Source organism: Pseudonocardia petroleophila (assembly GCF_014235185.1).
Taxonomy (GTDB): Bacteria; Actinomycetota; Actinomycetes; order Mycobacteriales; family Pseudonocardiaceae; genus Pseudonocardia; species Pseudonocardia petroleophila.
The window spans coordinates 1,535,306-1,556,262 of sequence record NZ_CP060131.1 but is presented as its reverse complement, the minus strand read 5'-3'; the positions used below and the strand labels follow the sequence as shown (position 1 = coordinate 1,556,262).

25 protein-coding genes are annotated in these 20,957 nt (G+C 74.2%); 19 read left to right on the top strand and 6 right to left on the bottom strand.

Annotated elements, in window-relative coordinates:
- Positions 1 to 22: 22 nt before the first annotated feature.
- From H6H00_RS07830 to H6H00_RS07815, 4 genes are read left to right on the top strand one after another with little or no spacing between them, the layout of a single operon-like run.
- Positions 23 to 349 (top strand): DUF485 domain-containing protein, encoded by a 327-nt coding sequence (locus H6H00_RS07830; protein ID WP_185722244.1) that lies wholly within the window; start codon positions 23 to 25, stop codon positions 347 to 349.
- Positions 349 to 1,962, top strand: coding sequence for a monocarboxylic acid transporter (locus H6H00_RS07825; RefSeq protein WP_185720649.1), 1,614 nt, complete (start codon positions 349 to 351; stop codon positions 1,960 to 1,962). Before H6H00_RS07830 ends, H6H00_RS07825 begins: the two co-directional genes overlap by 1 nt.
- A 60-nt stretch (positions 1,963 to 2,022) precedes the next feature.
- Entirely contained in the window at positions 2,023 to 2,346 is a 324-nt protein-coding gene (locus H6H00_RS07820) for a rhodanese-like domain-containing protein (RefSeq protein WP_185720648.1), read from the top strand.
- A gap of 6 nt (positions 2,347 to 2,352) precedes the next feature.
- Positions 2,353 to 3,267 (top strand): DUF4328 domain-containing protein, encoded by a 915-nt coding sequence (locus tag H6H00_RS07815; protein WP_185720647.1) that lies wholly within the window; start codon positions 2,353 to 2,355, stop codon positions 3,265 to 3,267.
- Between the two features lie 39 nt (positions 3,268 to 3,306).
- On the opposite strand, the gene H6H00_RS07810 is transcribed toward H6H00_RS07815, so the two are convergent.
- Entirely contained in the window at positions 3,307 to 4,464 is a 1,158-nt protein-coding gene (locus H6H00_RS07810) for a cytochrome P450 (RefSeq protein WP_255425819.1), read from the bottom strand.
- Positions 4,465 to 4,570: 106 nt separating this feature from the next.
- Between H6H00_RS07810 and H6H00_RS07805 the strand changes: the two genes are divergently transcribed.
- Genes H6H00_RS07805 through H6H00_RS07790 form a run of 4 tightly spaced genes read left to right on the top strand, consistent with a single transcriptional unit; the run spans position 4,571 to position 8,736 of the window.
- Positions 4,571 to 6,256, top strand: a complete 1,686-nt coding sequence (locus tag H6H00_RS07805; RefSeq protein ID WP_185720645.1) for a monocarboxylic acid transporter — start codon at positions 4,571 to 4,573, stop codon at positions 6,254 to 6,256.
- Between the two features lie 13 nt (positions 6,257 to 6,269).
- Positions 6,270 to 7,199, top strand: a complete 930-nt coding sequence (locus H6H00_RS07800; protein WP_185720644.1) for a DUF5926 family protein — start codon at positions 6,270 to 6,272, stop codon at positions 7,197 to 7,199.
- 42 nt (positions 7,200 to 7,241) lie between these two features.
- Entirely contained in the window at positions 7,242 to 7,910 is a 669-nt protein-coding gene (locus H6H00_RS07795; protein WP_185720643.1) for an SDR family NAD(P)-dependent oxidoreductase, read from the top strand.
- 4 nt (positions 7,911 to 7,914) lie between these two features.
- Complete coding sequence (locus tag H6H00_RS07790; protein WP_185720642.1) at positions 7,915 to 8,736, top strand: SDR family oxidoreductase; 822 nt, start codon at positions 7,915 to 7,917, stop codon at positions 8,734 to 8,736.
- A 7-nt stretch (positions 8,737 to 8,743) separates the two neighbouring features.
- On the opposite strand, the gene H6H00_RS07785 is transcribed toward H6H00_RS07790, so the two are convergent.
- Entirely contained in the window at positions 8,744 to 9,295 is a 552-nt protein-coding gene (locus tag H6H00_RS07785) for a ferritin (protein ID WP_185720641.1), read from the bottom strand.
- 50 nt (positions 9,296 to 9,345) lie between these two features.
- On the opposite strand from H6H00_RS07785, the gene H6H00_RS07780 reads away from it, so the two are divergent.
- Complete coding sequence (locus H6H00_RS07780; RefSeq protein ID WP_185720640.1) at positions 9,346 to 10,260, top strand: SDR family NAD(P)-dependent oxidoreductase; 915 nt, start codon at positions 9,346 to 9,348, stop codon at positions 10,258 to 10,260.
- Positions 10,261 to 10,287: 27 nt separating this feature from the next.
- On the opposite strand, the gene H6H00_RS07775 is transcribed toward H6H00_RS07780, so the two are convergent.
- A complete protein-coding gene (locus H6H00_RS07775) occupies positions 10,288 to 11,019 on the bottom strand; it encodes a CPBP family intramembrane glutamic endopeptidase (RefSeq protein WP_185722243.1) in 732 nt (243 codons plus the stop codon).
- An 85-nt stretch (positions 11,020 to 11,104) separates the two neighbouring features.
- On the opposite strand from H6H00_RS07775, the gene H6H00_RS07770 reads away from it, so the two are divergent.
- Positions 11,105 to 11,581 carry a hypothetical protein gene (locus H6H00_RS07770; protein WP_185720639.1) on the top strand — a complete coding sequence of 159 codons (477 nt, stop codon included), beginning with the start codon at positions 11,105 to 11,107 and terminating at the stop codon, positions 11,579 to 11,581.
- 8 nt (positions 11,582 to 11,589) lie between these two features.
- Positions 11,590 to 11,904, top strand: coding sequence for a DUF3817 domain-containing protein (locus H6H00_RS07765; protein WP_185720638.1), 315 nt, complete (start codon positions 11,590 to 11,592; stop codon positions 11,902 to 11,904).
- Between the two features lie 5 nt (positions 11,905 to 11,909).
- Here the strand turns inward: H6H00_RS07765 and H6H00_RS07760 are convergent, their stop codons facing one another.
- Positions 11,910 to 12,692, bottom strand: a complete 783-nt coding sequence (locus H6H00_RS07760) for a DUF2470 domain-containing protein (RefSeq protein ID WP_185720637.1) — start codon at positions 12,690 to 12,692, stop codon at positions 11,910 to 11,912.
- A 106-nt stretch (positions 12,693 to 12,798) separates the two neighbouring features.
- Between H6H00_RS07760 and H6H00_RS07755 the strand changes: the two genes are divergently transcribed.
- Genes H6H00_RS07755 through H6H00_RS07745 form a run of 3 tightly spaced genes read left to right on the top strand, consistent with a single transcriptional unit; the run spans position 12,799 to position 15,283 of the window.
- Positions 12,799 to 13,677 (top strand): hypothetical protein, encoded by an 879-nt coding sequence (locus tag H6H00_RS07755; RefSeq protein ID WP_185720636.1) that lies wholly within the window; start codon positions 12,799 to 12,801, stop codon positions 13,675 to 13,677.
- Between the two features lie 35 nt (positions 13,678 to 13,712).
- The gene (gene pheA, locus H6H00_RS07750; protein ID WP_185720635.1) at positions 13,713 to 14,657 is read left to right on the top strand and encodes a prephenate dehydratase; all 945 of its coding nucleotides are present in this window, start codon (positions 13,713 to 13,715) and stop codon (positions 14,655 to 14,657) included.
- Positions 14,654 to 15,283, top strand: a complete 630-nt coding sequence (locus H6H00_RS07745) for a histidine phosphatase family protein (protein WP_185720634.1) — start codon at positions 14,654 to 14,656, stop codon at positions 15,281 to 15,283. The genes pheA and H6H00_RS07745 overlap by 4 nt, the downstream gene beginning before the upstream one ends.
- 20 nt (positions 15,284 to 15,303) lie before the next feature.
- On the opposite strand, the gene H6H00_RS07740 is transcribed toward H6H00_RS07745, so the two are convergent.
- Both H6H00_RS07740 and H6H00_RS07735 read right to left on the bottom strand, forming a co-directional pair.
- Positions 15,304 to 15,648, bottom strand: a complete 345-nt coding sequence (locus H6H00_RS07740; protein WP_255425631.1) for a metallopeptidase family protein — start codon at positions 15,646 to 15,648, stop codon at positions 15,304 to 15,306.
- Between the two features lie 11 nt (positions 15,649 to 15,659).
- Positions 15,660 to 16,763: a septum formation family protein gene (locus tag H6H00_RS07735; RefSeq protein ID WP_185720633.1), complete on the bottom strand. Its 1,104-nt coding sequence runs from the start codon at positions 16,761 to 16,763 to the stop codon at positions 15,660 to 15,662.
- A 260-nt stretch (positions 16,764 to 17,023) separates the two neighbouring features.
- On the opposite strand from H6H00_RS07735, the gene H6H00_RS07730 reads away from it, so the two are divergent.
- From H6H00_RS07730 to H6H00_RS07705, 5 genes are all read left to right on the top strand, one after another.
- Positions 17,024 to 17,614, top strand: coding sequence for a hypothetical protein (locus H6H00_RS07730; RefSeq protein WP_255425630.1), 591 nt, complete (start codon positions 17,024 to 17,026; stop codon positions 17,612 to 17,614).
- Between the two features lie 4 nt (positions 17,615 to 17,618).
- Positions 17,619 to 18,788 carry a glutathionylspermidine synthase family protein gene (locus tag H6H00_RS07725; protein WP_185720632.1) on the top strand — a complete coding sequence of 390 codons (1,170 nt, stop codon included), beginning with the start codon at positions 17,619 to 17,621 and terminating at the stop codon, positions 18,786 to 18,788.
- Between the two features lie 13 nt (positions 18,789 to 18,801).
- Positions 18,802 to 19,239, top strand: a complete 438-nt coding sequence (locus H6H00_RS07720) for a DUF350 domain-containing protein (protein ID WP_185720631.1) — start codon at positions 18,802 to 18,804, stop codon at positions 19,237 to 19,239.
- A 116-nt stretch (positions 19,240 to 19,355) separates the two neighbouring features.
- Entirely contained in the window at positions 19,356 to 19,874 is a 519-nt protein-coding gene (locus H6H00_RS07710) for a type II toxin-antitoxin system prevent-host-death family antitoxin (RefSeq protein ID WP_221775824.1), read from the top strand.
- A 41-nt stretch (positions 19,875 to 19,915) separates the two neighbouring features.
- Positions 19,916 to 20,950 carry a DNA polymerase III subunit beta family protein gene (locus H6H00_RS07705; RefSeq protein ID WP_221775823.1) on the top strand — a complete coding sequence of 345 codons (1,035 nt, stop codon included), beginning with the start codon at positions 19,916 to 19,918 and terminating at the stop codon, positions 20,948 to 20,950.
- Positions 20,951 to 20,957: the final 7 nt, after the last annotated feature.

Here is a 20,957-nt window from a genome sequence, read left to right as displayed (position 1 = left end):
ACGAGGGAGGCCCGCCGTGAGCATGGTCGGCGATCGATCGACGAGGACCGTCTACGAAGAGGTCCAGGACAGCGACGAGTTCGCGGCACTGCGGTCGCGGCTGCGGCGGTTCGTGTTCCCGATGAGTGCGGCGTTCCTGGTCTGGTACCTCGCCTACGTGCTGCTCGCGTCCTACGCGCGCGACTTCATGGCGATCAAGGTGCTCGGCAACATCAACATGGGCCTGGTCATCGGGCTGCTGCAGTTCGTCACCACGTTCGCGATCACCACGGCCTACGTGCGGTACGCCAACAAGCACCTCGACCCGGCCGCCGAGCGCATCCGCCAACGCGTCGAGGGGAGGGGTTGATGGTCCCGACCCAGGCGGCCGGCCCCACACAGGTCGGCAACGTCGGGCTCAACGTCGGCATCTTCGCCGCGTTCGTGCTGGTCACGCTGTACTTCGTGTACCGCGCCAGCCGCACCAACCGGTCGGCGTCGGACTACTACGCCGCCGGCCGCTCGTTCACCGGGCCGCAGAACGGCGTCGCGATCGCGGGGGACTACCTCTCCGCCGCGTCGTTCCTCGGCATCGCCGGCGCCATCGCGCTCAACGGCTACGACGGCTTCCTGTACTCCATCGGCTTCCTCGTGGCGTGGCTCGTCGCGCTGCTGCTCGTGGCGGAGCTGCTGCGCAACACCGGCAAGTTCACGATGGGCGACGTGCTGGCGTTCCGGATGCGGCAGCGCCCGGTCCGCGCCGCCGCCGCGACCTCGACCCTGGTGGTGTCGTTCTTCTACCTGCTCGCGCAGATGGCGGGCGCGGGCGGCCTGATCGCGCTGCTGCTGCAGATCCCGAACACCGACCGGGTCGGGCAGAGCGTCGTGATCGCGGTCGTCGGCATCCTCATGATCGTCTACGTGCTGGTGGGCGGCATGAAGGGCACCACCTACGTGCAGATCATCAAGGCCGGGCTGCTGATCGTCGGCGCCGCGGTGATGACGACGTGGGTGCTCGGCATCGTCGGGTTCAACCTCTCCGAGCTGCTCGGCCGGGCCGTCGCCAACAGCCCCGAGCGCGGTGAGGCCCTGCTGACGCCCGGCCTGCAGTACACGAACCCGGTCGACTTCATCTCCCTCGGCCTCGCGCTCGTGCTCGGCACCGCGGGGCTGCCGCACATCCTCATGCGCTTCTACACCGTGCCCACGGCCGTGGAGGCCCGCCGCTCGGTGGTCTGGGCGATCTGGCTGATCGGCGTGTTCTACCTGTTCACGCTGGTCCTCGGCTACGGCGCCGCGGCGCTCGTGGGGCCGGAGGCCATCGCGGCCGCGCCCGGCGGGCAGAACTCCGCCGCGCCGCTGCTGGCCTACCAGCTCGGCGGGGAGATCCTGCTCGGCATCATCTCCGCGGTCGCCTTCGCGACGATCCTCGCGGTCGTCGCGGGCCTGACGATCACGGCGTCGGCGTCGTTCGCGCACGACGTCTACGCCAACGTCGTCAAGCACGGGGAGGCGTCGCCGGACGCCGAGGTGCGCGTCGCCCGGATGACGGCGCTGGTCGTCGGCGCCGTCGCGATCGTCGGCGGGATCCTGGTCAACGGCATCAACATCGCGTTCCTGGTGGCGCTGGCGTTCGCCGTCGCGGCCTCGGCGAACCTGCCGACGATCCTGTACTCGCTGTTCTGGAAGCGGTTCAACACGATGGGCGCGCTGTTCAGCATCTACGGCGGCCTCGCCAGCTGCGTGCTGCTGATCGTCTTCTCGCCGGTGGTGTCCGGCCCGCGCAGCGTGATCCTCCCCAACGGCGGGTTCGCGTTCTTCCCGCTGGAGAACCCGGGCATCGTGTCGATCCCGCTGTCGTTCCTGCTCGGGATCATCGGCACCTACGTCGGCGGGTCGCGCGACTTCGACCACGCCAAGTACGCCGAGATGGAGGTCCGCTCCCTCACCGGCGCCGGGTCGGAGAAGGCGACCAGGCGCTGAGCCCCACCGGGCCCTGAGCCTCACCGGGCCCTGACCGGTGTGCGTGGGAGGATCCGGCGCATGACCGTTCCTTCCGTGCCGGTGGCGCAGGTGCCCGCCGAGGCCGCGATGCTCGACGTCCGCGAGGCGAACGAGTGGGACGCCGGGCACGCGCCCGGTGCGCGGCACCTGCCGATGTCCGAGCTCACCGCCCGCCTGGGCGAGGTCCCCGCCGACGACCCGCTCTACGTCGTCTGCCGCTCCGGCGGCCGGTCGGCGCAGGTCGTGCAGTACCTGGTGGCGCAGGGCCACCCCGCCGTCAACGTCGAGGGCGGGATGCAGGGCTGGGCCGCGCAGGGCCGCCCGGTCGTCGCCGAGGGCGGCGCCGCCCCGGCGATCGTCTAGCTCCCCGTGGCCCCCGCCGCGGCCGGACCGCAGACCTGCCCCCGCTGCCGCCGCACGTCGGAGCCGGGGGCCGGTCCGTTCTGCCCGTACTGCGGGCGGTACCTGGCCGCGCTGGAGTGGGTGGCGCTGCCGCCCGCTCCCGACACCCCCGCCGTGGTGCCCGCGCCGCGCCGGCCCTACTCCGGGCCGCCGCAGGCCCGTCCGCAGCGCGGCGGGTACCCGGCACGGCCCTGGGTCCGCGCGTCCGGCCCGGTCGCGCCCGGGCCGCTCACCACGGCCTGCTCGCTCGCCGGCACGGTCGTGCCGCTGCTGTGGGCGACGGTGGCCGTCGCGCTGGTCGCGGCGGGTGCGGAGGGATGGCGCTACGGGCTGCTGCTGGCGAGCCGGTCCGACGCGCTGAGCGCCCCGGTCGTCGCCGCGTCCGACGCACTGGTGCTCTCCGCGGGCACCATCGCCCCGATCCTCACCCTGATCGTCGGCACGCTCGTCGTGCTCTGGACGGTGCGGGCCACCGCGGCCGCGGCCGACGCCGCCGGGGTGGTGCCCTCGCGGCGGGCCCGCGACATCGTCGTCGGGTGGCTGGTGCCGGGGGTCAACCTCGCCGTGCCCGGCGCCGTGTTCGCCGAGATTGAGCACACGGCACTGGGCCGGCCCGCCGCCGAGCGTCCGCGGCCGTCGCGGCTGGTGCTCGCCTGGTGGGGGCTGTGGGCCGCGGGCGTCGTGCTGTCGGCGGTGGTGCTGCTGTGGGGCCTGCGCACCGGCGTGCAGGCCCGGGCCGACGGCGTCGTCCTGCACGCGGTCCTCGACCTGCTCGCCGCGGTGGTCGCGGGCGTCACCGCGGTGCTGGTCACGCGCCTGACGCGGCTGCTCGCCCCGGCCCGCACCGACCGCCGCGAACTCCTGGTCGCCGTCCGCCCGTGAGCGGGAACGGCGGCCCCGGCCCCCGTTCCCGCGCACGGGCTAGTGGACCGGCAGCGTCCGCAGCCCGCGCATGACGAAGTCGGGCCGCCGTTCGGGCTCGGCGGCGAGCGCCAGGTCCGGGAGGCGGGTGCGCAGCGCGTCGAGGGCCGCGGCGACCTCCAGGCGGGCCAGCGGGGCGCCCAGGCAGTAGTGCACGCCGAGCCCGAAGCCCAGGTGCGGGTTGTGGGAGCGGGTGACGTCGAGCTCGTCGGGCCGGTCGAACACCTGCGGGTCGTGCGCGGCCGCCCCGAGCAGGGCGGCGATCCGGGTGCCCGCGGGCACGGGGTGCCCGGCCACCTCCGTGTCGACGACGGCCGTGCGCTCGAAGAGCTGCAGCGGCGGGTCGTAGCGGATCAGCTCCTCGACGGCGGGCGCGAGCGGCGCCGTCGCGAGCACCGACCACTGCACGGGATGGCGCAGCAGGGCCAGCACCCCGTTGCCGATCACGTTGACCGTGGCCTCGTGCCCGGCCATCAGCAGCAGCGCGGCCGTGCCGACGAGCTCGTCGGACTCGACCCCGGCGGCCACGAGGTCGCTGACCAGGTCCTCCCCGGGACGGCGGCGGCGGTGCTCGGCGAGGCCGCGCAGCGCGTCGACGAACTCGGCGCTCGCCCGCTCGGCGGCCGCCCGCCGGTCGTCGTCGACGCCGGGCTCGTACATCGTGACGATCGTGTTCGACCACCCGCGCAGCGCCGACCGCTCCGGCTCGGGCACGCCGAGCAGCTCGGCGATGACCTCCACCGGCAGCGTCGCGGCGAGCACGGAGATCACGTCGGCGCGGCCGTCGGCGGCGATGCCGGCCGCGAGGTCGTCGACCAGGCGGGTCGCCAGGCCGCGGACCCAGGGCTCCAGGCGGGCGGTGTGGCCGCGGTTGAACGCGCCCGCGACGAGCCCGCGCAGCCGGTGGTGGGGCTCGCCCTCGCGCTCGAGCAGGGAGTTGCGGTGCAGCAGGTTGAACGCCCCGAACGCGTCGGCCGGCTCGGCGTCGGCCCAGATCCGGCCCAGGTCGCGCCCGCGCAGCAGGGCCGAGCAGGCCGCGTGCGAGACGGCGACCGGGGTGCCGAGCAGCGGGTGGTCGTGCACCGGTCCGAGCGCCCGCAGTACGGCGAACGCCGGATAGGGATCGGCCAGGAAGCGGTGGTCGGCTGGGTCGAACAGAGGCACAGAAACGTCTCCCAACGTGACCATATGGTGACTTAACGCATCGAGCGTCGTTGGACCAGTCACGGGCCGTGCCCGCATTCTGCCCTGGAAGGACGACGACGTGCTGCTCGCGCAACCCGCGACGGTGGGTAACCCCACCGTCAACGTGACGATCTTCGGCGCATTCGTGCTGCTGACCCTCGTGGTGGTGTTCCGCTCCGGGCGGGGCAACCGGACCGCGGCCCACTACTACACCGGAGGCAGCAACTTCACCGGTGCGCAGAACGGCGTCGCGCTGGCGGGGGACTACCTCTCCGCCGCGGCGTTCCTGGGCATCGCCGGCGCCGTCGCCGTCTTCGGCTACGACGGCCTGCTCTACGCGATCGGCTCGTTCGTCGGCTGGCTGGTGGCGCTGCTGCTGATCGCGGAGTGGCTGCGCAACACCGGCCGCTACACGATGGGCGACGTCCTGAGCTTCCGGCTGCGCCAGCGCCCGGTGCGCTCCGCGGCGGCCACCTCGACGCTGCTGGTGTCGGTGTTCTACCTGGTCGCGCAGATCGCGGGGGCGGGCGGCCTCATCGCGCTGCTGCTGGGCATCCCGAACTCCAACCGGTTCGCGCAGAGCGTCGTGATCGCGGTCGTCGGCGCCGTCATGATCGTCTACGTGCTGGTCGGCGGCATGAAGGGCACCACGTGGGTGCAGATCTTCAAGGCCAACCTGCTCATCGTCACCGGGCTCGTGCTGGCCGCATGGCTGCTCGGCCGGTACGGCTTCAACTTCTCCAACCTGCTGGGCGCGGCCGTCGACAACAGCCCCAAGGCGGGCGAGGCGCTGCTCGCCCCCGGCCTGCAGTACGGGCGCACCGAGCTGTCGAAGATCGACTTCATCTCGCTGTCGCTGGCCGCGATCCTCGGCCCGGCGAGCCTGCCGCACATCCTCATGCGCTTCTACACGGTGCCCAACGCCCAGGAGGCCCGCCGCTCGGTGGTCTGGGCGATCTGGCTCATCGGCGGCTTCTTCCTGTGCGTCCTGGTGATCGGCTACGGCGCGACCGCTCTGGTCGGCGCCGACGTCATCGCCGCGTCGCCGGGGGCGTCGAACTCCGCGGCCCCGCTGCTGGCCTACCGCCTCGGCGGGGAGCTGCTGCTCGGGATCGTCGCCGCGGTCGCGTTCGCGACGATCCTCGCCGTCGTGGCCGGGCTGACGATCGCGGCGTCCGCCTCGTTCGCCCACGACGTGTACGCCAACGTCATCAAGAAGGGGCGGGCCGAGCCGGCCGAGGAGGTGCGTGTGGCCCGGCGCACCGCGCTCGTCGTCGGGCTGCTGGCTGTCGGCGGCGGCATCCTGGCCAACGGGCAGAACGTCGCGGTGCTCGTGGCGCTCGCGTTCGCGGTGGCGGCGTCGGCCAACATGGCGTCGCTGGTCTACTCGCTGTTCTGGAAGCGGTTCAACACCACCGGCGCGCTCTACAGCATGTACGGCGGCATGGGCACCGCCCTGTTCCTGGTGATCGTCTCGCCCGCGGTGTCGGGCCAGCCCACCTCGATGATCCCCGGCGCGGACTTCGCGCTGTTCCCGCTGGCCAACCCGGGCATCGTGTCGATCCCGCTGTCGTTCCTGCTCGGGGCGATCGGCACGTTCCTCGGCCCGCGCGACGACGACGCCGACCGCCGCTTCGCCGAGATGGAGGTGCGCTCGCTGACTGGGGCCGGAGCGGCGGGCCGCCCGGTGGTCGGGACGGTCGCGCCGCGGCCGACGGTCGACGCGTTCACACCCCGCCCGACCCCGTCCCCGCGGCCCCGCTAGCGTTTCCGGAACCATGGCGAAGAAGACACGTGTTGCGGCCCCTGCGGGGGAGAACCCGCGCCGTCCCTGCCCCTGCGGCTCCGGCAAGCGCTTCAAGGCCTGCCACGGCGCGGGTGACGACGTCATCGTCACCCGCCCGTTCGAGGGCCTCGCGATGGAGTGCGACCTCGTCGCGCTCCGCGAGTTCCTGCCGTCGGCCACGGCGCCGCTGAGCCTGCGGGCCTCGGCCGACCGCCCGGTCGTGATCGCGTCGGTGCTGCCCGGCGCGTCGGCGGCGCTGGTCCGCCCGAGCGGGGAGGTCCTGCTCGGCATGCAGGTCCAGACCCGCTCCGGCGACCTGTCCGCCGACCTCGCGCGCGCGATCGAGTGGGGGCTGGCGGCCGAGCCGGGAACGGCGCTGCCGGTCGTCGGGCCCGCGCTCACCGGTACCGACCGCCTGCAGGACCTCATCGACGTCGACGCCCCGCTCGACCTCACCGTGCACGGCGACTTCGCCTGGTGGGTCGCCCCCGAGGACGGCAGCGAGCCCACCGCGGAGGTGCTGGCCACCGTCGAGCGCGCCAACGCCGTCATCATGCCAACGGAGGCGGTCGAGGGCGACGGCGTCCGCGCCGCCTACTGGGTCGACACCGGCACCAAGGCGCACCTGCGCTGGGTGCGCCCGGAGCCCGAGGAGCGGCTCGTCGCGGCGCTCGCCCGGCTGCAGGCCCGCGGCGAGCTCGGCCTGGGGGAGGGCACGAAGTACGCGGGCTCGTTCCGCGCGCACGGGCTGCTGGTGCCGGTCTGGGACCTCGACCGCGAGCTGCACCCGTCGGAGTGGTCGAAGCCGGTCACCGACTTCGCCGCGAGCCTGGAAACGGCCCTGGCCGACACCGCCCCCCTCACCTCCGACGAGCGCCGCGCCCGCGACGCGCTCGCCGGGAAACAGGTCACACTCCGCTAGGTCGTCGGAACAGCGACGGGGGTCGTGGTCCTTGTACGGGCCATGACCTCCATCGCGATCATCGGAGCAGGGCGCGGCCTCGGGGCCGCCGTCGCGCGGCGGTTCGGGGCCGAGGGCTTCTCCGTCGCGCTGATCTCCCGCAACCGGGCCCGGGTCGACTCCCTGGCCGAGGACCTGCGCGCCGAGGGCATCTCCGCGCGCGGCTTCACCGCCGACGTCCGCGACCCGGCCTCGCTGTCGGCCGCCCTGGAGCGGGTGGCCGAGGAGCTCGCACCCGTCGAGGTCCTGCAGTACAGCCCGCTGCCGCAGAAGGACTTCATGCGGCCGGTGCTGGAGACCACCCCGGCCGACCTCGTCGGGCCGGTCGAGTTCTCGATCTACGGGCCGGTCGCCGCGGTGCACCAGGTGCTGCCCGGGATGCGCTTCCTCGGCGAGGGCAGGGGCACCGTCCTGTTCGTCAACGGCGGCTCCGCCGTGACGCCCGGGCGCGCCGTCACCGGCACGTCCGTGGCGTTCGCCGGCCAGGCCGCCTACGCCCAGCTGCTGCACGAGGTGCTCGGCGAGGAGGGCATCCAGGTGTCGCAGCTGATCATCCCCGGGCAGATCGTCGCCGGGGACCCCGAGAAGGACCCCGCCGTGCTGGCCGGGCACCTCTGGGACCTGCACGCGAAGCGCGACCGGTTCCGCTTCACCGTCACCGGGAAGGACTGAGCACATGAAGACCTGGTTCATCACCGGCACCTCGCGCGGCTTCGGCCGCGAGTGGGCCCTCGCCGCCCTCGAGCGCGGCGACCGCGTCGCCGCCACCGCCCGGGACACCGCGTCGCTCGACGACCTCGTCGCGACCTACGGCGACGCCGTCCTGCCGATCACCCTCGACGTCACCGACCACGACGCCGCGTTCGCCGCCGTCGCGCGGGCGCACGGGCACTTCGGCCGGCTCGACGTCGTCGTCAACAACGCGGGCTACGGCCAGTTCGGCATGATCGAGGAGCTGTCCGAGGCCGAGTCCCGGCAGCAGATCGAGGCCAACCTGTTCGGCACGCTCTGGGTCACCCAGGCCGCGCTGCCGTTCCTGCGCGCGCAGGGCAGCGGGCACATCCTGCAGGTCAGCTCCATCGGCGGGATCTCCGCGTTCCCGACCGTCGGCATCTACCACGCGTCGAAGTGGGCCGTGGAGGGCTTCTCCCAGGCACTCGCGCAGGAGGTGGCGGGGTTCGGCATCAGGGTCACCCTCATCGAGCCGGGCGGCTACGCCACCGACTGGGGCGGCGCGTCGGCGAAGCACGCGACCCCGATCGACGCCTACGACGGCGTGCGCGAGGCGGCGGCGAACCGGCCCAGCCGGCGCGGCACCCCCGGCGACCCGGTGGCGACCCGCGAGGCCGTGCTCACCCTCGTCGACGCCGAGGACCCGCCGCTGCGCGCGTTCTTCGGCGAGGCCCCGCTGGCCATCGCGAAGGCCGACTACGAGTCGCGCCTCGCGAGCTGGGAGGAGTGGCAGCCGCTGGCCGTGCGGGCCCACGGCGGCGGCTGAGCCCGGCTCAGGCCCGGGCGCCGGCCACCGGCGGTGCGGTCGGGTCGGCGGTGCCGGCGCCCTTCCTCAGCTCGCGGTTGACGAAGTCCTCGATGTGGAAGAGGTTGTCGCCGGCCCGCTGCACCACCGTGAGCAGCGTGGACATCGACGCGACCTCCTCCACCTGCTCCTTGAGGAACCACTGCATGAACTGCTCGCCGAGGTAGTCGCCCTCGTCGCGCGCGGTGCGGGCCAGTGCGGTGATCTGGGCGGTGACCGCCTTCTCCTGCGCGAGCGCGAGCCGCACGACGTCCTCGACGTCGGCGAAGTCGTTGCGGACGTCGTCGGTTCCCGGGATGTGGACGGGCAGGTCCGAGTCGAGCAGGTACTGCACCATCGCCATCGCGTGGTTGCGCTCCTCGACCGCCTGCGCGTAGAAGTGCGCGGCGATCTGCGGGAGGTCCTGGTCGTCGAGGTGCACCGCCACCGCCGTGTACTGCTGGGACGCGGTGAACTCGTTGCGGATCTGGTCGCGCAGCAGTGCCTGGAACTTGGAGGCGGCGAAGGACTCGTCGGACATCACCCCATGCTACGTCTGCGTCGGTTACCGACGGGTCATATAGTCCGGCCATGGGACTTCTGGACGGCAAGGTCGTCATCGTCACGGGCGCCGGTCGCGGGATCGGCCGCGGCGAGGCGCTGGAGTGCGCGGCACAGGGCGCGGCCGTGGTCGTGGCCGAGTTCGACCCGAGCACGGGCGAGTCTGTGGCCAAGGAGATCGTCGCCGCAGGTGGGCGGGCCGTCGCCGCGAGCGGTGACGTCGCCGACGCCGACGTCGCGAACTCGCTCGTCGCCACCGCGCTGTCGGAGTTCGGGCGCCTCGACGCCCTGGTCAACAACGCCGGGATCCTGCGCGACAAGACGCTGGCCAAGCTGTCGGACGACGACTGGGACGCGGTGATCCGGGTGCACCTGCGCGGGCACTTCCTGCCCACGCGCGCGGCGGTGCAGCACTGGAAGGAGGCCAAGCAGCCCGGCCACGTCGTCCACACGGCGTCGACGTCGGGGATCCTCGGCAACTTCGGCCAGACCAACTACGGCGCGGCCAAGGCCGGCATCGCCGCGTTCTCCACGATCGTCGCGATGGAGGGCGCGCGCGGGGGCATCACCTCGAACGCGATCGCCCCGACGGCGCTGACCGCCATGACGCTCGACCTCATGCCGCAGGAGTTCCGCGACGAGCGCGACGCCGCCATCGCCCGCGGCGAGTTCGACTTCTTCGCCCCGGAGAACGTCGCGCCGCTCGTCGCCTTCCTCTGCTCCGACGCCTCGTCGCACATCAGCGGCAAGGTCTTCGGCGTGCAGGGCGACAGCATCGAGATCTTCCAGCCGTTCACCAGCGTCGCGGAGGTCAAGAACGACGGGAAGCGCTGGGACCCCGAGGACATCGGCGGCCGCATCGACGACCTGTGGACCGCCAGCGGCATCCAGCCGGGCCCGGAGAACATGATGGCCCGGATGCGGTACCAGATCCTGGCCCTCTGACGCCGCGCCGGACGGGTGGGCGGGCTCCTACGGGAGCCAGCCCACCCTCCCGGCCAGCAGCGCGTAGCCGGCGAACGCGACCACGTCGATCAGCGCGTGCGCCCCGACGAGCATCCACAGCCGGTGCGTGCGCTGCCACACCCGCCCGAACACCAGCCCCATCACGACGTTGCCGACGAACCCGCCGAGCCCCTGGTAGAGGTGGTACGCCCCGCGCAGCAGCGCCTGGGCGAGCAGCGCGCCGTTGTCCGACCAGCCGAGCTGGCGCAGCCGGGTGATCAGGTAGGCCACCATCACCAGCTCCTCCGCCCAGCTGTTCGCCGCGGCGGACAGGATCAGGACCGGGAGCTGCCACCAGGTCTGGTCGAGCGTGGTCGGGGCGATCGTCAGGCTGACGCCGAGTGCGCGCGCGACGAGGTAGAGCCCGAGCCCGGGGACGCCGATGAGCGCGGCGAGACCGGCGGCGCCCAGCGCGTCGCGGCCGGGGCGGCGGGCGTCGAGGCCGACGGTGCGCAGCGCGAGGCCGCCGCGGACCAGCAGGTACGCCCCCAGCGCCCCCCAGCCGACGAGCTGCAGCACGCGGACCAGCTGCAGGGCGAGGTCGACGAGGTCGGCCTGCGCGGCGGGCGCGTTCAGCGCCACCTGCTGCTCGGAGAGCGGGACGGGCTGCAGCAGCGAGTCGACCAGGCTCAGCGCGCTGCGCACCGCGGAGAGCCCCAGCGTGACGGTGAGCACCACCAGCACCTCGGTGCCCAGCATGCGGCGGGTGCGGGGGTCGGTCACGACAGCGGGGGTCACGGGCGTGGACACGTCCCGACGCTACCGGCGGCGTAGTCTGGACGACGTGTTGCGGCTGGCCCTCTCCCCCCGCTGGATGGCGTGGCACCTGCTGACGCTCGGCGCGATGGCCACCTGCGGCTGGCTCGCGGTGTGGCAGTGGCAGCGGGCCGGTTCGGCGCTGGGCAGTGCGCTCAACGTCGGCTACGGCGTGCAGTGGCCGGTGTTCGCGCTGTTCTTCGGCGTCATGTGGTGGCGGCTGCTGCGCATGGAGGCGGCCACGCTGGCCGCGGGGCCCGCCGCCGTGGAGGTCGGGGACGCCGTCGAGGTCGGTGACGCCGTCGAGGTCGGGGACGCCGTCGCGCCCGTGCCGGAGCCCGAGCCGGTCGTCGAGCAGGGCCCGGCCGCCGCCGGCCCGGACACCGACAGCCCCTTCACCGCCCGCCCGCGCGTCGCGGTGCCCGAGCTCGACGCCGACGAGAACCCCCGCCTCGTCGCCTACAACCAGATGCTCCGGCAGCTCGCCGAGCGCGACTCCCGATAGGACGGCCCGTGTCGATCCCGACCGCTCTGCGCAACTACCGCGTCGCCGCCTGGGTCACGGGCATCGGCCTGATCGTGCTGGTGTTCGTCGCGATGCCGCTGAAGTACTTCTTCGACACGCCCGGCCCGGTCGCGGTCGTCGGCGTGACGCACGGCTTCCTCTACATGCTCTACATCGTCTGCACGCTGATCCTGGCCGAGCGCGTGCGCGCGAAGCCGCTGGAGGCACTGGTCGTGCTGCTCGCCGGCACCATCCCGATCGCGTCGTTCGTGGCCGAGCGCGCGGTCACCCGGCGGGTCCAGGCCCTGCGCCCGGCGGCCTGAGGCGGTCAGGGCCGCCGCACCGGGCACCCGACCATCCGCTGGAACTGCGTCCGCAGCTGCTCGACGGTGTCGATGGGCTGCTCCCAGGCGAGCCGCACGTCGTGGTCGCGGTCGGCGGTCTCCACGCGCAGCCGCAGGCCGCAGCGGTCGACGCCGAGCGGGCGCACGCGCACGTCCCCGAGGTCGCGCAGCGCCGGGGGCAGGTGCCGCGACAGTGCGGTGAACACCTCGGGGTGCGCCCGCTCCAGGTGCCCGAGCCACTGGTGCTCGTAGCGGCAGAACGGGTCGGGCCGGGCGGCCGCGAGGTCGACGGGCGTCAGCGCGGCGGTGCCCTCGGCGTCGGACAGGACCGCGGAGCCGGGGGTCAGGCGCACCATCACGGCGCCGTGCCCGAGCTCGAGCAGGGCGGGGTGCGGGTGGTGCTCGACGAGCCCGACCGCGATGCGCCGGGCCCGCTCCGGCTCGACCGGCGTGATGTGCCCGGTGATCCACAGCAGGCCGCGGACCGGCTCGCGCAGGTCGACCGGCGCGGTGTCGGCGAGCTCCAGCATCACGGCCAGCTCGGGCTCGTCGCCCGGCCGCCGCCCGCCCAGCCGGGCCAGCACCGGCTCGTCGTCGGCGAGCAGCAGGATCGCCGATCCGTCGGCGTGCACGTGATGGGTGCGCGGGTGCGCGACCGGGGAGCCGGTGCCGACGAGCGCCGCAGCGCCGCCCCCGCGCACGGTGAGGCTGCGGGCGCGTTCGGCGTCGGTCGGGGCGGGTGGACGCCGCAGGCGCGTGGTTCCCAAGGAACACCTCCGAATTAGGTGAGCCTAAGCTAGCTCCCACGGGTCGGACGGCGCAACCGTCAGCCCGAGTCGATCGGCCGTGACCGACCCGTTAGCGTCTGTGGCCGTGACGACGCAGCCGACGGCGGGAACCGAACCCTGGTCCATCCCGCCCCTGTTCGCGCAGCTCGTCGACGACACGGGCCTGCTCGGGCCGAGGGACACCCATCCGGTCGAGAGCGTCGTCGCCCGCTACCTCGCCGCCCGCGACGGGGCCTTCAGCGGTCTCGTCGGCCAGCTCGCCTGTCCCGTGTCGCGCCTGCCCGAACTGGTCAAGGAGCTCGCCCGGTCCGCGCCGGCCCGCCCGGTCGACCTCTCGCTCGTCGTCGACACCGGGTTGGGGTCGGTGCCGAAGGCGCTGTCCACCGTCCTGTCGCGCCCGGCCCTGCTCGCGCCCCGGACCGTCGAGACCGCCGCGCCCCCGGACGTCGACGGGGTGTGGCTCGACCGCGTCGCGGAGTTCGTGCCGGAGGACGTCGTCGCCGTCGTCGAGCCCCGCCGCCCCGCCCACGACGACCCCGGCGCCACCGACGCGTGGCTCGACGCCGTGCGCCGCGTCGCCGACCAGGGGCACGCGCCCAAGCTGCGCTGCGGCGGGCCCCGGCCGACCGACGCCCCCTCCACCGACGACGTCGAGCGGTTCGTCCGGGTCGTCGCGTCGACCGGCCGGGGGTTCACCACGCTCGGGCTGCACGAGGCGGTGCGCGTCGAGAGCCCGTCCGCGCGGCGGCACGGCATCGTCAACCTCCTGGTCGCCGTGGCCCGCGCGCTCGGCGGCGGCGACGTCGCCGCGGCCCTGCGCAGCACCGACGGCGGGGCGCTCGCGGCGGAGATCGGGGAGTGGTCCGACCGGGCCGTCTCCGGGGTGCGGGGCCTGCTCTCGCGGTGCGGGGCCGACCCCGCGCCCGGCTCCGCGCTCGCCGGTCTGGGCCTGCTCTCCCGCTGACCGGGCGCCCGGCGGCGGGGATTAGGGTCCGGGGCGTGGTCCGTCTGGCGTTCCTGGGTCCGCACGCCACGTTCACCGAGCAGGCGCTGCGGTCGCTCCCCGAGTCCCGCGGTGCCGAGCTGGTGCCGTGCGCGGGCAGCCCCGCGGTGCTCGCGGCCGTCCGCAGCGGCGAGGTCGACGCCGGGTGCGTCCCGATCGAGAACAGCGTCGAGGGCGCCGTCGGGGCGGTGCTCGACGGGCTCGTCGGCTCGCCGCCGCTGGTGATCGTCCGCGAGGCGCTGGTCGCGGTGCGCTTCGCCGTGATGGTGCGGGCGGGCACCGCGACCGCCGACATCCGGCGCGTCGGCTCGCACCCGCACGCCGTCGCGCAGACCCGCGGCTGGCTCGCCGCGCACCTGCCCGACGCGGAGGTGCTGCTCACGACGTCCACCGCGGAGGCCGCGGCGCAGGTCGCCCGCGGGGACCTCGACGCCGCCGTCGCCGCCCCGCTCGCCGCGGAGCAGCACGGGCTGGTCGTCGCGGTCGACGACGTGGCCGACAACCCCGGCGCCGTCACGCGGTTCGTGCTCGTCGCCCCGCCCGGCCCGCCGCCCGCGCCGACCGGCCACGACCGCACGACGTTCGCGGCCACCACCCGCAACCAGCCGGGGTCGCTGCTCGGCCTGCTCACCGAGCTCGCCGTCCGCGGCATCGACCTCACGCGCATCGAGTCGCGCCCGATCAAGGACCGGCACGCGGAGTACTGGTTCCACATCGACTGCACCGGCCACGTCGCCGACCCCGCGATGGGGGAGGCGCTGGCCGCGCTGCACCGGCGCTGCGACGAGGTGCGCTTCCTCGGCTCGTTCCCGCGCGCGGGCACCGGGGTCCCCCCGACGGGGACCACCGATCCGGCCGCCCCGCTGGGCGCCGCCACCGGCACCGCGTTCGCCGCCGCGCAGGCCTGGCTCGACGCCCTGCGCGCGGGGAGCGTGGCATGACCCGGCTGATCCTGGCCCGGCACGGCCAGACCGACTCCAACGTCGGCCGCGTCCTCGACTCCGCGCCGCCCGGGCCCCCGCTCAACGCGCTGGGCCGGGAGCAGGCCGCGGCGCTGGGGGAGCGGCTGCGCGGCGAGCGGATCGACGTCGTGCTCGCCTCGACCGCGACCCGCGCCCAGCAGACCGCCGCCCCCGTCGCCGCGGTGCACGGGCTCGAGGTCGGCGTCGTCGAGGGCGTGCACGAGGTGTTCTGCGGCGACCTGGAGGGCCGCGGCGACGAGGCGGCGCGCGAGCGGTTCGAGACCGTCTACGCCGCCTGGCTGGCCGGTGACCTCGGCGCCCACCTGCCCGGCGGCGAGTCGGCGCTGGACCTGCGGGCCCGGTTCCTGCCCGCCGTCGAACGGGCCACCGACGGCGTCGACGGCACGGTGCTGCTGGCCAGCCACGGCGCCGCGATCCGGCTCGCCAGCGGCGCACTGCTCGGCGACCCCGCGGAGACCGCCTACGTCCCGAACACCGGCCTCGTGGTCCTGACCGGCTCCCCGGCGACCGGCTGGACCCTGGAGCAGTGGGACAGCGCGGTCCCGGTGGTCGGGGACGTCACGGCGGGCGGGCCCGCCGACTGAGCCCTCCGGCCGGGACGGGGCTAGCCCCAGCCGAGGTCGTGCAGCGTGTCCTCGTCGATGCCGAAGTGGTGGGCCACCTCGTGCACGACCGTGACCGCGACCTCGTGCACGACCTCGTCGGCGTCGGAGCAGATCGACAGGATCGCGTCCTGGTAGATCGAGATCCGGTCGGGCAGCACGCCGCCGTAGGACGACGTGCGCTCGGTCAGGGCGACGCCCTCGTAGAGCCCGAGCAGGTCGGGGTCCTCGGGGTGGCGGTCCTCCACGAGCACCACGACGTTGTCCATCGCCCGGGTGAGCTCGGCCGGGATCGTGTCGAGCGCGTCGGCGACCAGCTCCTCGAAGCGGAGCCGGGTCATCTCCATGCCGGCGACGGTCAGGTCCCCTCGAGCGGGACCGGCACCTCCACCGGCACCGGCGGGGCCTCTCCGGCGGGCGGGGCCTCCGAGGCGGGGGCGCCGTCCGTCGGTGCGGTCGACCCGTCGGCGGGCGGGGTGCTCGACGGCGCGGCGGGCGTGGTCGTCGGCGGGGCGGGGATGCCGGCGTCGGGGGTGTTCTCCGCGGGCGGGGCCAGCTGGTCGCCGATGACGACGTCGCCGGTGACCGGGCCGGTGACCGGCGCGAACCCGCTGCGGTCGGGCAGCAGCGCGGCCACGTTGCAGTTGGCCCGGTAGGTGCCCGCCGCCCAGGACTCCTCGCTGATGTTGTTCCAGTAGACCGTGAGGCCCTTGTCGGTGACGACGGTCGGGCCGCCCGCGTAGGCCGCCGCGATCTCGTTGCACTTGGGCTGCAGGTAGGCGTCCTGGTCGGCGACGGCGGGGTAGCCGTTCGGGAAGTCGGCCGCCATGTCGACGATGCCGACGGTCTCCAGCGCGTGCGGCCCGGAGCAGGCGACGGGGTCGCCGACGCGGGGGCCGTCGATGGCCAGGCAGACACCCGGCTCCTGGACGGCGGCCTGGTCACCGTCGGCGACGCGGCCGGTCATCGGGTAGAGCGCACCGGAGCGCGACGCGCTCTGCAGCCCGCAGCGCAGCTCCCGGTCGCCCTGCTCCCACTTGGACGGCGACGGCTTGAGCGCGCCGACGCGGTAGCGGCCGTCGGGATCGAACACGTCGTTCAGGTAGGTCATGACGACCGGTCCGCACCGCTCGTCGACGAGCTGGCGCCACGTCGAGTCGTCCGGCAGCGCGACCTGGTCGGCCAGGACGACCGTGCCGGCCTGCTCGAACAGGTGCGGCTGGGCGCAGTCGACGAGCGCGGTGTCGACCGCGTCGGGACGGGTCCAGGTCAGGCACGTGCCCGGGGTGGCCGGCGGTGCCGGGACCTCGACGATCTCGGGCTCGTCGGGCGGCGCGGCCACCGCGGCGAAGGAACCCAGCACGGGGACCTCGGCGCCGGTGAACGTGTCGAGCGAGGCGGCGCCCAGCATCAGCAGGGCGCCGACGACGACGCCCGTGACGACGCGCCGCAGGGGGTGCACGGAGGGGCTGGGTGCACGTCCACCCGACGAGGGCGCGGACGACGGGGAGTGCGGGGGAGCGTCGTCGTCACGCACGGGCCGGGGAGCGGTGAGGGTTCGGTCCATGACGACCGTCATCATGCCGTGACCTGTTCGGTCACTCCGCGTCGCGGTCGCTCCCGCGCGGTCATCGGTCGTCGGCGTGCTGCGAACGTCCGTGTCCGGCCCGGTGGCCGCCCCGGGTACGGTGCGCGCGCGAACTGATCTGTGAGGGGGCGGTCATGGGCGACGACGAGGAACGTCCGGAGCCGGGCAGCATGCGGTTCCAGGACTCGTCCACGACGCCGCGTGAGCCGACGCTCGCGGAGCGTCGCGCCCGTGAGCAGGCCGCGCGCCGGCAGGAGGCCGCGGCGCGACAGGCGGCCGAGGACGAGGAGCGCGGGCAGAAGAAGCGCAGGCGGATCCTCGTCGGGGCGGGCGTCACGGTCGGGGTCGTCGCGCTGATCGCCGTCGGGTACGCGGTGGCGCGGCCCGACGAGGAGGTCCGGGCGCAGTGCGTCGACGAGGAGTCCGGCGAGATCGTCGACGACTCCAACTGCGTCACCCCGGTCGCGAGCAACGGCTACCACGGCGGCGGCTTCTACCCGATCTTCATCGGCGGTGGCGGCCGCCAGTACCACTACAACTACGGCGGCACCGGCACCGTCGGGCAGCGGGTGTCCGGCGGCACGACGGTCGTGCCGAGCGGCGGCACGCGCGTCACGACGTCGTCGGGCCGCGACGTGTCCCCGCGCGCGTCGTCGTCGGGGTCCGACAGCGTCTCCCGCGGCGGGCTGGGCGTGTCCGGCGGCAGCTCGTCGAGCGGCAGCTAGCGCCGTGCAGCGGCATCGGGGGGAGCCGCGGGCGGGGTGGGAGGACACCGTCCGCGAGCAGGGCATGGTCTTCGGCGCGCCCGGCCGGGGCCAGGGCGGCGTCGCCCGGCCGTACTGGGACGAGTCCGTCCACTACGCCTTCTCGATGGACGAGATCCTCTCCCTGGAGGCCGACGTCGAGGTGCTGCACTCGATGTGCCTGGAGGCCGTCGACCACGTCGTCACCACCGAGCGGTTCCGCGACTTCGCCATCCCGGAGTACGCGTGGGAGGGCGTGGCGGCGTCCTGGCGGCGCAGCGACCCGCACGTCTACGGCCGCTTCGACCTGCGCTACGACGGCTCCGGCCCGGCGCAGATGCTGGAGTACAACGCCGACACCCCCACCACGCTGCTCGAGGCGTCGCTGCTGCAGTGGTACTGGCTCAAGGACGCCCACCCCGAGGACGACCAGTGGAACTCGCTGCACGAGAAGCTCGTCGAGCGCTGGGGGGAGCTCAAGGCCCGCCTCCCCGGTGACGACGTCCACTTCACCTGGTCCGGCGCCGACGCGAGCGGGGAGGACCACGTCACCGTCGGCTACCTGCAGGAGACCGCGGCCGAGGCCGGTCTGAACACCGTCGGCCTCGCCATCGAGGACATCGGCTGGGACGCCGCACTGGACCGCTTCGTCGACCTCGAGGAGGCCCCGATGAGCGCGGTCTTCAAGCTCTACCCGTGGGAGTGGGTCGTCACCGACGACTTCGGCAAGCACGTCCTGCGCAGCCTCCCCGAGACGCTCTGGGTCGAGCCGCTGTGGAAGACGCTGCTGTCGAACAAGGCGCTGCTCGCGGTGCTGTGGGAGATGTACCCCGGGCACCCCAACCTGCTGCCCGCGTTCCTCGACCAGCCCGGGCTGCTCACCGAGTACGTCCGCAAGCCGCGGCTGGGCCGCGAGGGCGCCAACGTCACGATCGTCGCCCCCGGCATGGAGCACGAGACCGGCGGCGTCTACGGGGAGGAGGGCTTCGTCTACCAGCTCTTCGCCCCGCTCCCCGAGTTCGACGGCTTCCGCCCCGCGCTGGGCGCGTGGGTCGTCGGCGACACGGCGGCCGGCCTCGGCATCCGCGAGACCGTCGGGCTGGTCACCGACGACGGCGCGGCGTTCGTCCCCCACCGCATCCCCGCTCAGACCTGAAAGGCTCCCCAGAATGATCAACCCGGGCTTCTTCTCCGTGATCGGCATCGGGATCGGCGCGATCCTGCTCTACGCCGTCCTCGGCGTCATCCTGATGCTGCTCGGCTTCTACGCCGTCGACCTGACGACGCCGGGCAAGCTCAACGTGATGGTCCGCGAGGGCCTGCCGAACGCCGTCGTCATCACCGCGGCCGGCATGATCAGCATGGCGCTGATCGTGGTCACGGCGATCTACACCTCCTCGGGCTTCCTCACCGAGGGCCTGATCCAGACCGCGGTCTTCGGCATCATCGGGATCCTCGCCCAGGTCGGCGCCGTCCGGCTGGTCGAGTGGGTCATGGGCATCGACATCGGCGCGGTCCTCGCCGCCGACCGCGTCCTCCCGCAGAGCTTCCTCATCTCCGCCGCCCACCTCGCCCTGGGTCTCGTGGTGGCGTTCGCGATCATCTGACCGGGCAGGCCGCAGGTTCGGGCGGCCGGCGGTACCGCCCACTCCCGGCCGCCGGGGCGACCCATCGGTACTCACGGCGGGCCGAGACGGCCTACGCAGGCGCTACGGTCGTAGCCATGTCCGAGGTGCCCAGTCGTGAGTTGCGCAACGACACCGCGGGCGTACTGCGCCGGGTGCAGGACGGTGAGCGGGTGACCATCACCGTGAACGGGCGCGCCGTGGCCGAACTCGTCCCCGTGCAGCGATCCCGACGGGCGTGGATCGGTCCTCGACACCAGCGTCTTCATCGCCGCGGAGAGCGGACGGACCTGCTCCCCGATGAGTCGGCGGTCTCGGTCGTGACGCTCGCCGAGCTGCAGGCGGGGGTGCTCGCCGCGACGGACGTCGAGACGCGCGCACGGCGGCTGCTGACGCTCGACGCGGTCGGCGACGTGGAGCTGATCGACATCGACGAGGCGGCCGCGCACACCTGGGCGCGCATGCGCGTGGAGCTCGCCGGGTCCGAGCGTCGGGTCGACGTCGACGACCTGTGGATCGCCGCCAGCGCCGCGTCCCGGGACCTGCCCGTCGTGACGCAGGACGACGACGTCGCCGCAGTCGAGGGGATCGCCGGACTGCGCGTCGTCCGGGTCTGACGCTTGACCCTCGACCAGGTCGAGGCGGGAGGTTCGACGGCGTGGAGAGCGGGACCGGCGGGAGTTGGCGCGGCATCGGGGCGATGGCCCGGGCGTCGGGCCTGACGGTGAGCGCGCTGCGCTTCTACGACGGCGCGGGCGTGTTCGGGCCCGCGCACGTCGACCCGCACAGCGGCTACCGGCGCTACGCGCCCGACCAGCTCGTCGTCGCGCGCCTGGTGGCGTCGCTGCGGCGGGTCGGGATGCCGCTGGCCGGGATCCGGGAGGTGCTGGAGCACCGGCACGACCCGGACGCCGTCGACGCCCTGCTGGCCGGGCACCTGCACCGGCTCGAGCAGGGTGTGGCGGCCGCCCGCCGCGAGCTCTCCACCGTCCGCGACCTGCTCGCCCCGGAGGAGAACCCCATGACCCCCACCACCGTCACCGTGCCCGCGTCGGCGCTGGCCGACGCGCTGCGCGCCGTCCGCTTCGCCGTCGGGTCCGACCCCGAGCTCCCGGTGCTGCACGGGATCCTGCTCGACGTCGCCGCCGACGTGGTGACCGTCGTCGCCACCGACCGCTACCGGCTGGCCGTCGCCACGGCGCCGGTGCGGGCCCTCGACGGGCCGGAGCGCGCGGTCGTGGTGCCGGCCGACCTGGCCGTCGACGGGCGGGCGGGCGACGTCGCGATCCGCGTGGACGACGCCGGGGTCTCGGTCGACGGCCGCACCCGCGCCGTGCTGGAGGGCACGTTCCCGGACCACCGCAGGCTGCTCCCCGCGGGCACCGGCGGCGGCGTCGCGGTCGACGCGGCCGAGCTGCGCGCCGCCGTCGCCGCGGAGGGGACCCGCCGCGTCGCGGACGCCGACGTCACGGTCCTCACCGTCGACGCCGCCGGGCGGATCGTGGTCGACCCGTCGGCCGACGGGGTCGGGGTGAACGCCGAGTTCCTGCTGGAGGCCGTCGACGCGGGCGGTGCCGGGCAGCTCCGCCTGGAGCTCGACGGCCCGCTGGCCCCGGTGGCCATCCGGTTCGCGGAGTCGTTCTCGCTGCTCATGCCGGTCCGCCTGGACGAGCCGGCCGGCGCCACTCCGTAGTCTGGGG

Excerpts from the sequence above, each read along its gene's own strand:
- H6H00_RS07720 (WP_185720631.1), top strand. The coding sequence starts at position 18,802 with ATGATCAACCCGGGCTTCTTCTCCGTGATCGGCATCGGGATCGGCGCG.
- H6H00_RS07780 (WP_185720640.1), top strand. The coding sequence starts at position 9,346 with ATGGGACTTCTGGACGGCAAGGTCGTCATCGTCACGGGCGCCGGTCGC.
- H6H00_RS07745 (WP_185720634.1), top strand. The coding sequence starts at position 14,654 with ATGACCCGGCTGATCCTGGCCCGGCACGGCCAGACCGACTCCAACGTC.
- H6H00_RS07740 (WP_255425631.1), bottom strand. The coding sequence starts at position 15,648 with ATGGAGATGACCCGGCTCCGCTTCGAGGAGCTGGTCGCCGACGCGCTC.
- H6H00_RS07795 (WP_185720643.1), top strand. The coding sequence starts at position 7,242 with ATGACCTCCATCGCGATCATCGGAGCAGGGCGCGGCCTCGGGGCCGCC.
- H6H00_RS07800 (WP_185720644.1), top strand. The coding sequence starts at position 6,270 with ATGGCGAAGAAGACACGTGTTGCGGCCCCTGCGGGGGAGAACCCGCGC.
- H6H00_RS07775 (WP_185722243.1), bottom strand. The coding sequence starts at position 11,019 with ATGCTGGGCACCGAGGTGCTGGTGGTGCTCACCGTCACGCTGGGGCTC.
- H6H00_RS07825 (WP_185720649.1), top strand. The coding sequence starts at position 349 with ATGGTCCCGACCCAGGCGGCCGGCCCCACACAGGTCGGCAACGTCGGG.
- H6H00_RS07785 (WP_185720641.1), bottom strand. The coding sequence starts at position 9,295 with ATGTCCGACGAGTCCTTCGCCGCCTCCAAGTTCCAGGCACTGCTGCGC.
- H6H00_RS07710 (WP_221775824.1), top strand. The coding sequence starts at position 19,356 with ATGTCCGAGGTGCCCAGTCGTGAGTTGCGCAACGACACCGCGGGCGTA.
- H6H00_RS07820 (WP_185720648.1), top strand. The coding sequence starts at position 2,023 with ATGACCGTTCCTTCCGTGCCGGTGGCGCAGGTGCCCGCCGAGGCCGCG.
- H6H00_RS07830 (WP_185722244.1), top strand. The coding sequence starts at position 23 with ATGGTCGGCGATCGATCGACGAGGACCGTCTACGAAGAGGTCCAGGAC.
- H6H00_RS07790 (WP_185720642.1), top strand. The coding sequence starts at position 7,915 with ATGAAGACCTGGTTCATCACCGGCACCTCGCGCGGCTTCGGCCGCGAG.
- H6H00_RS07730 (WP_255425630.1), top strand. The coding sequence starts at position 17,024 with ATGGGCGACGACGAGGAACGTCCGGAGCCGGGCAGCATGCGGTTCCAG.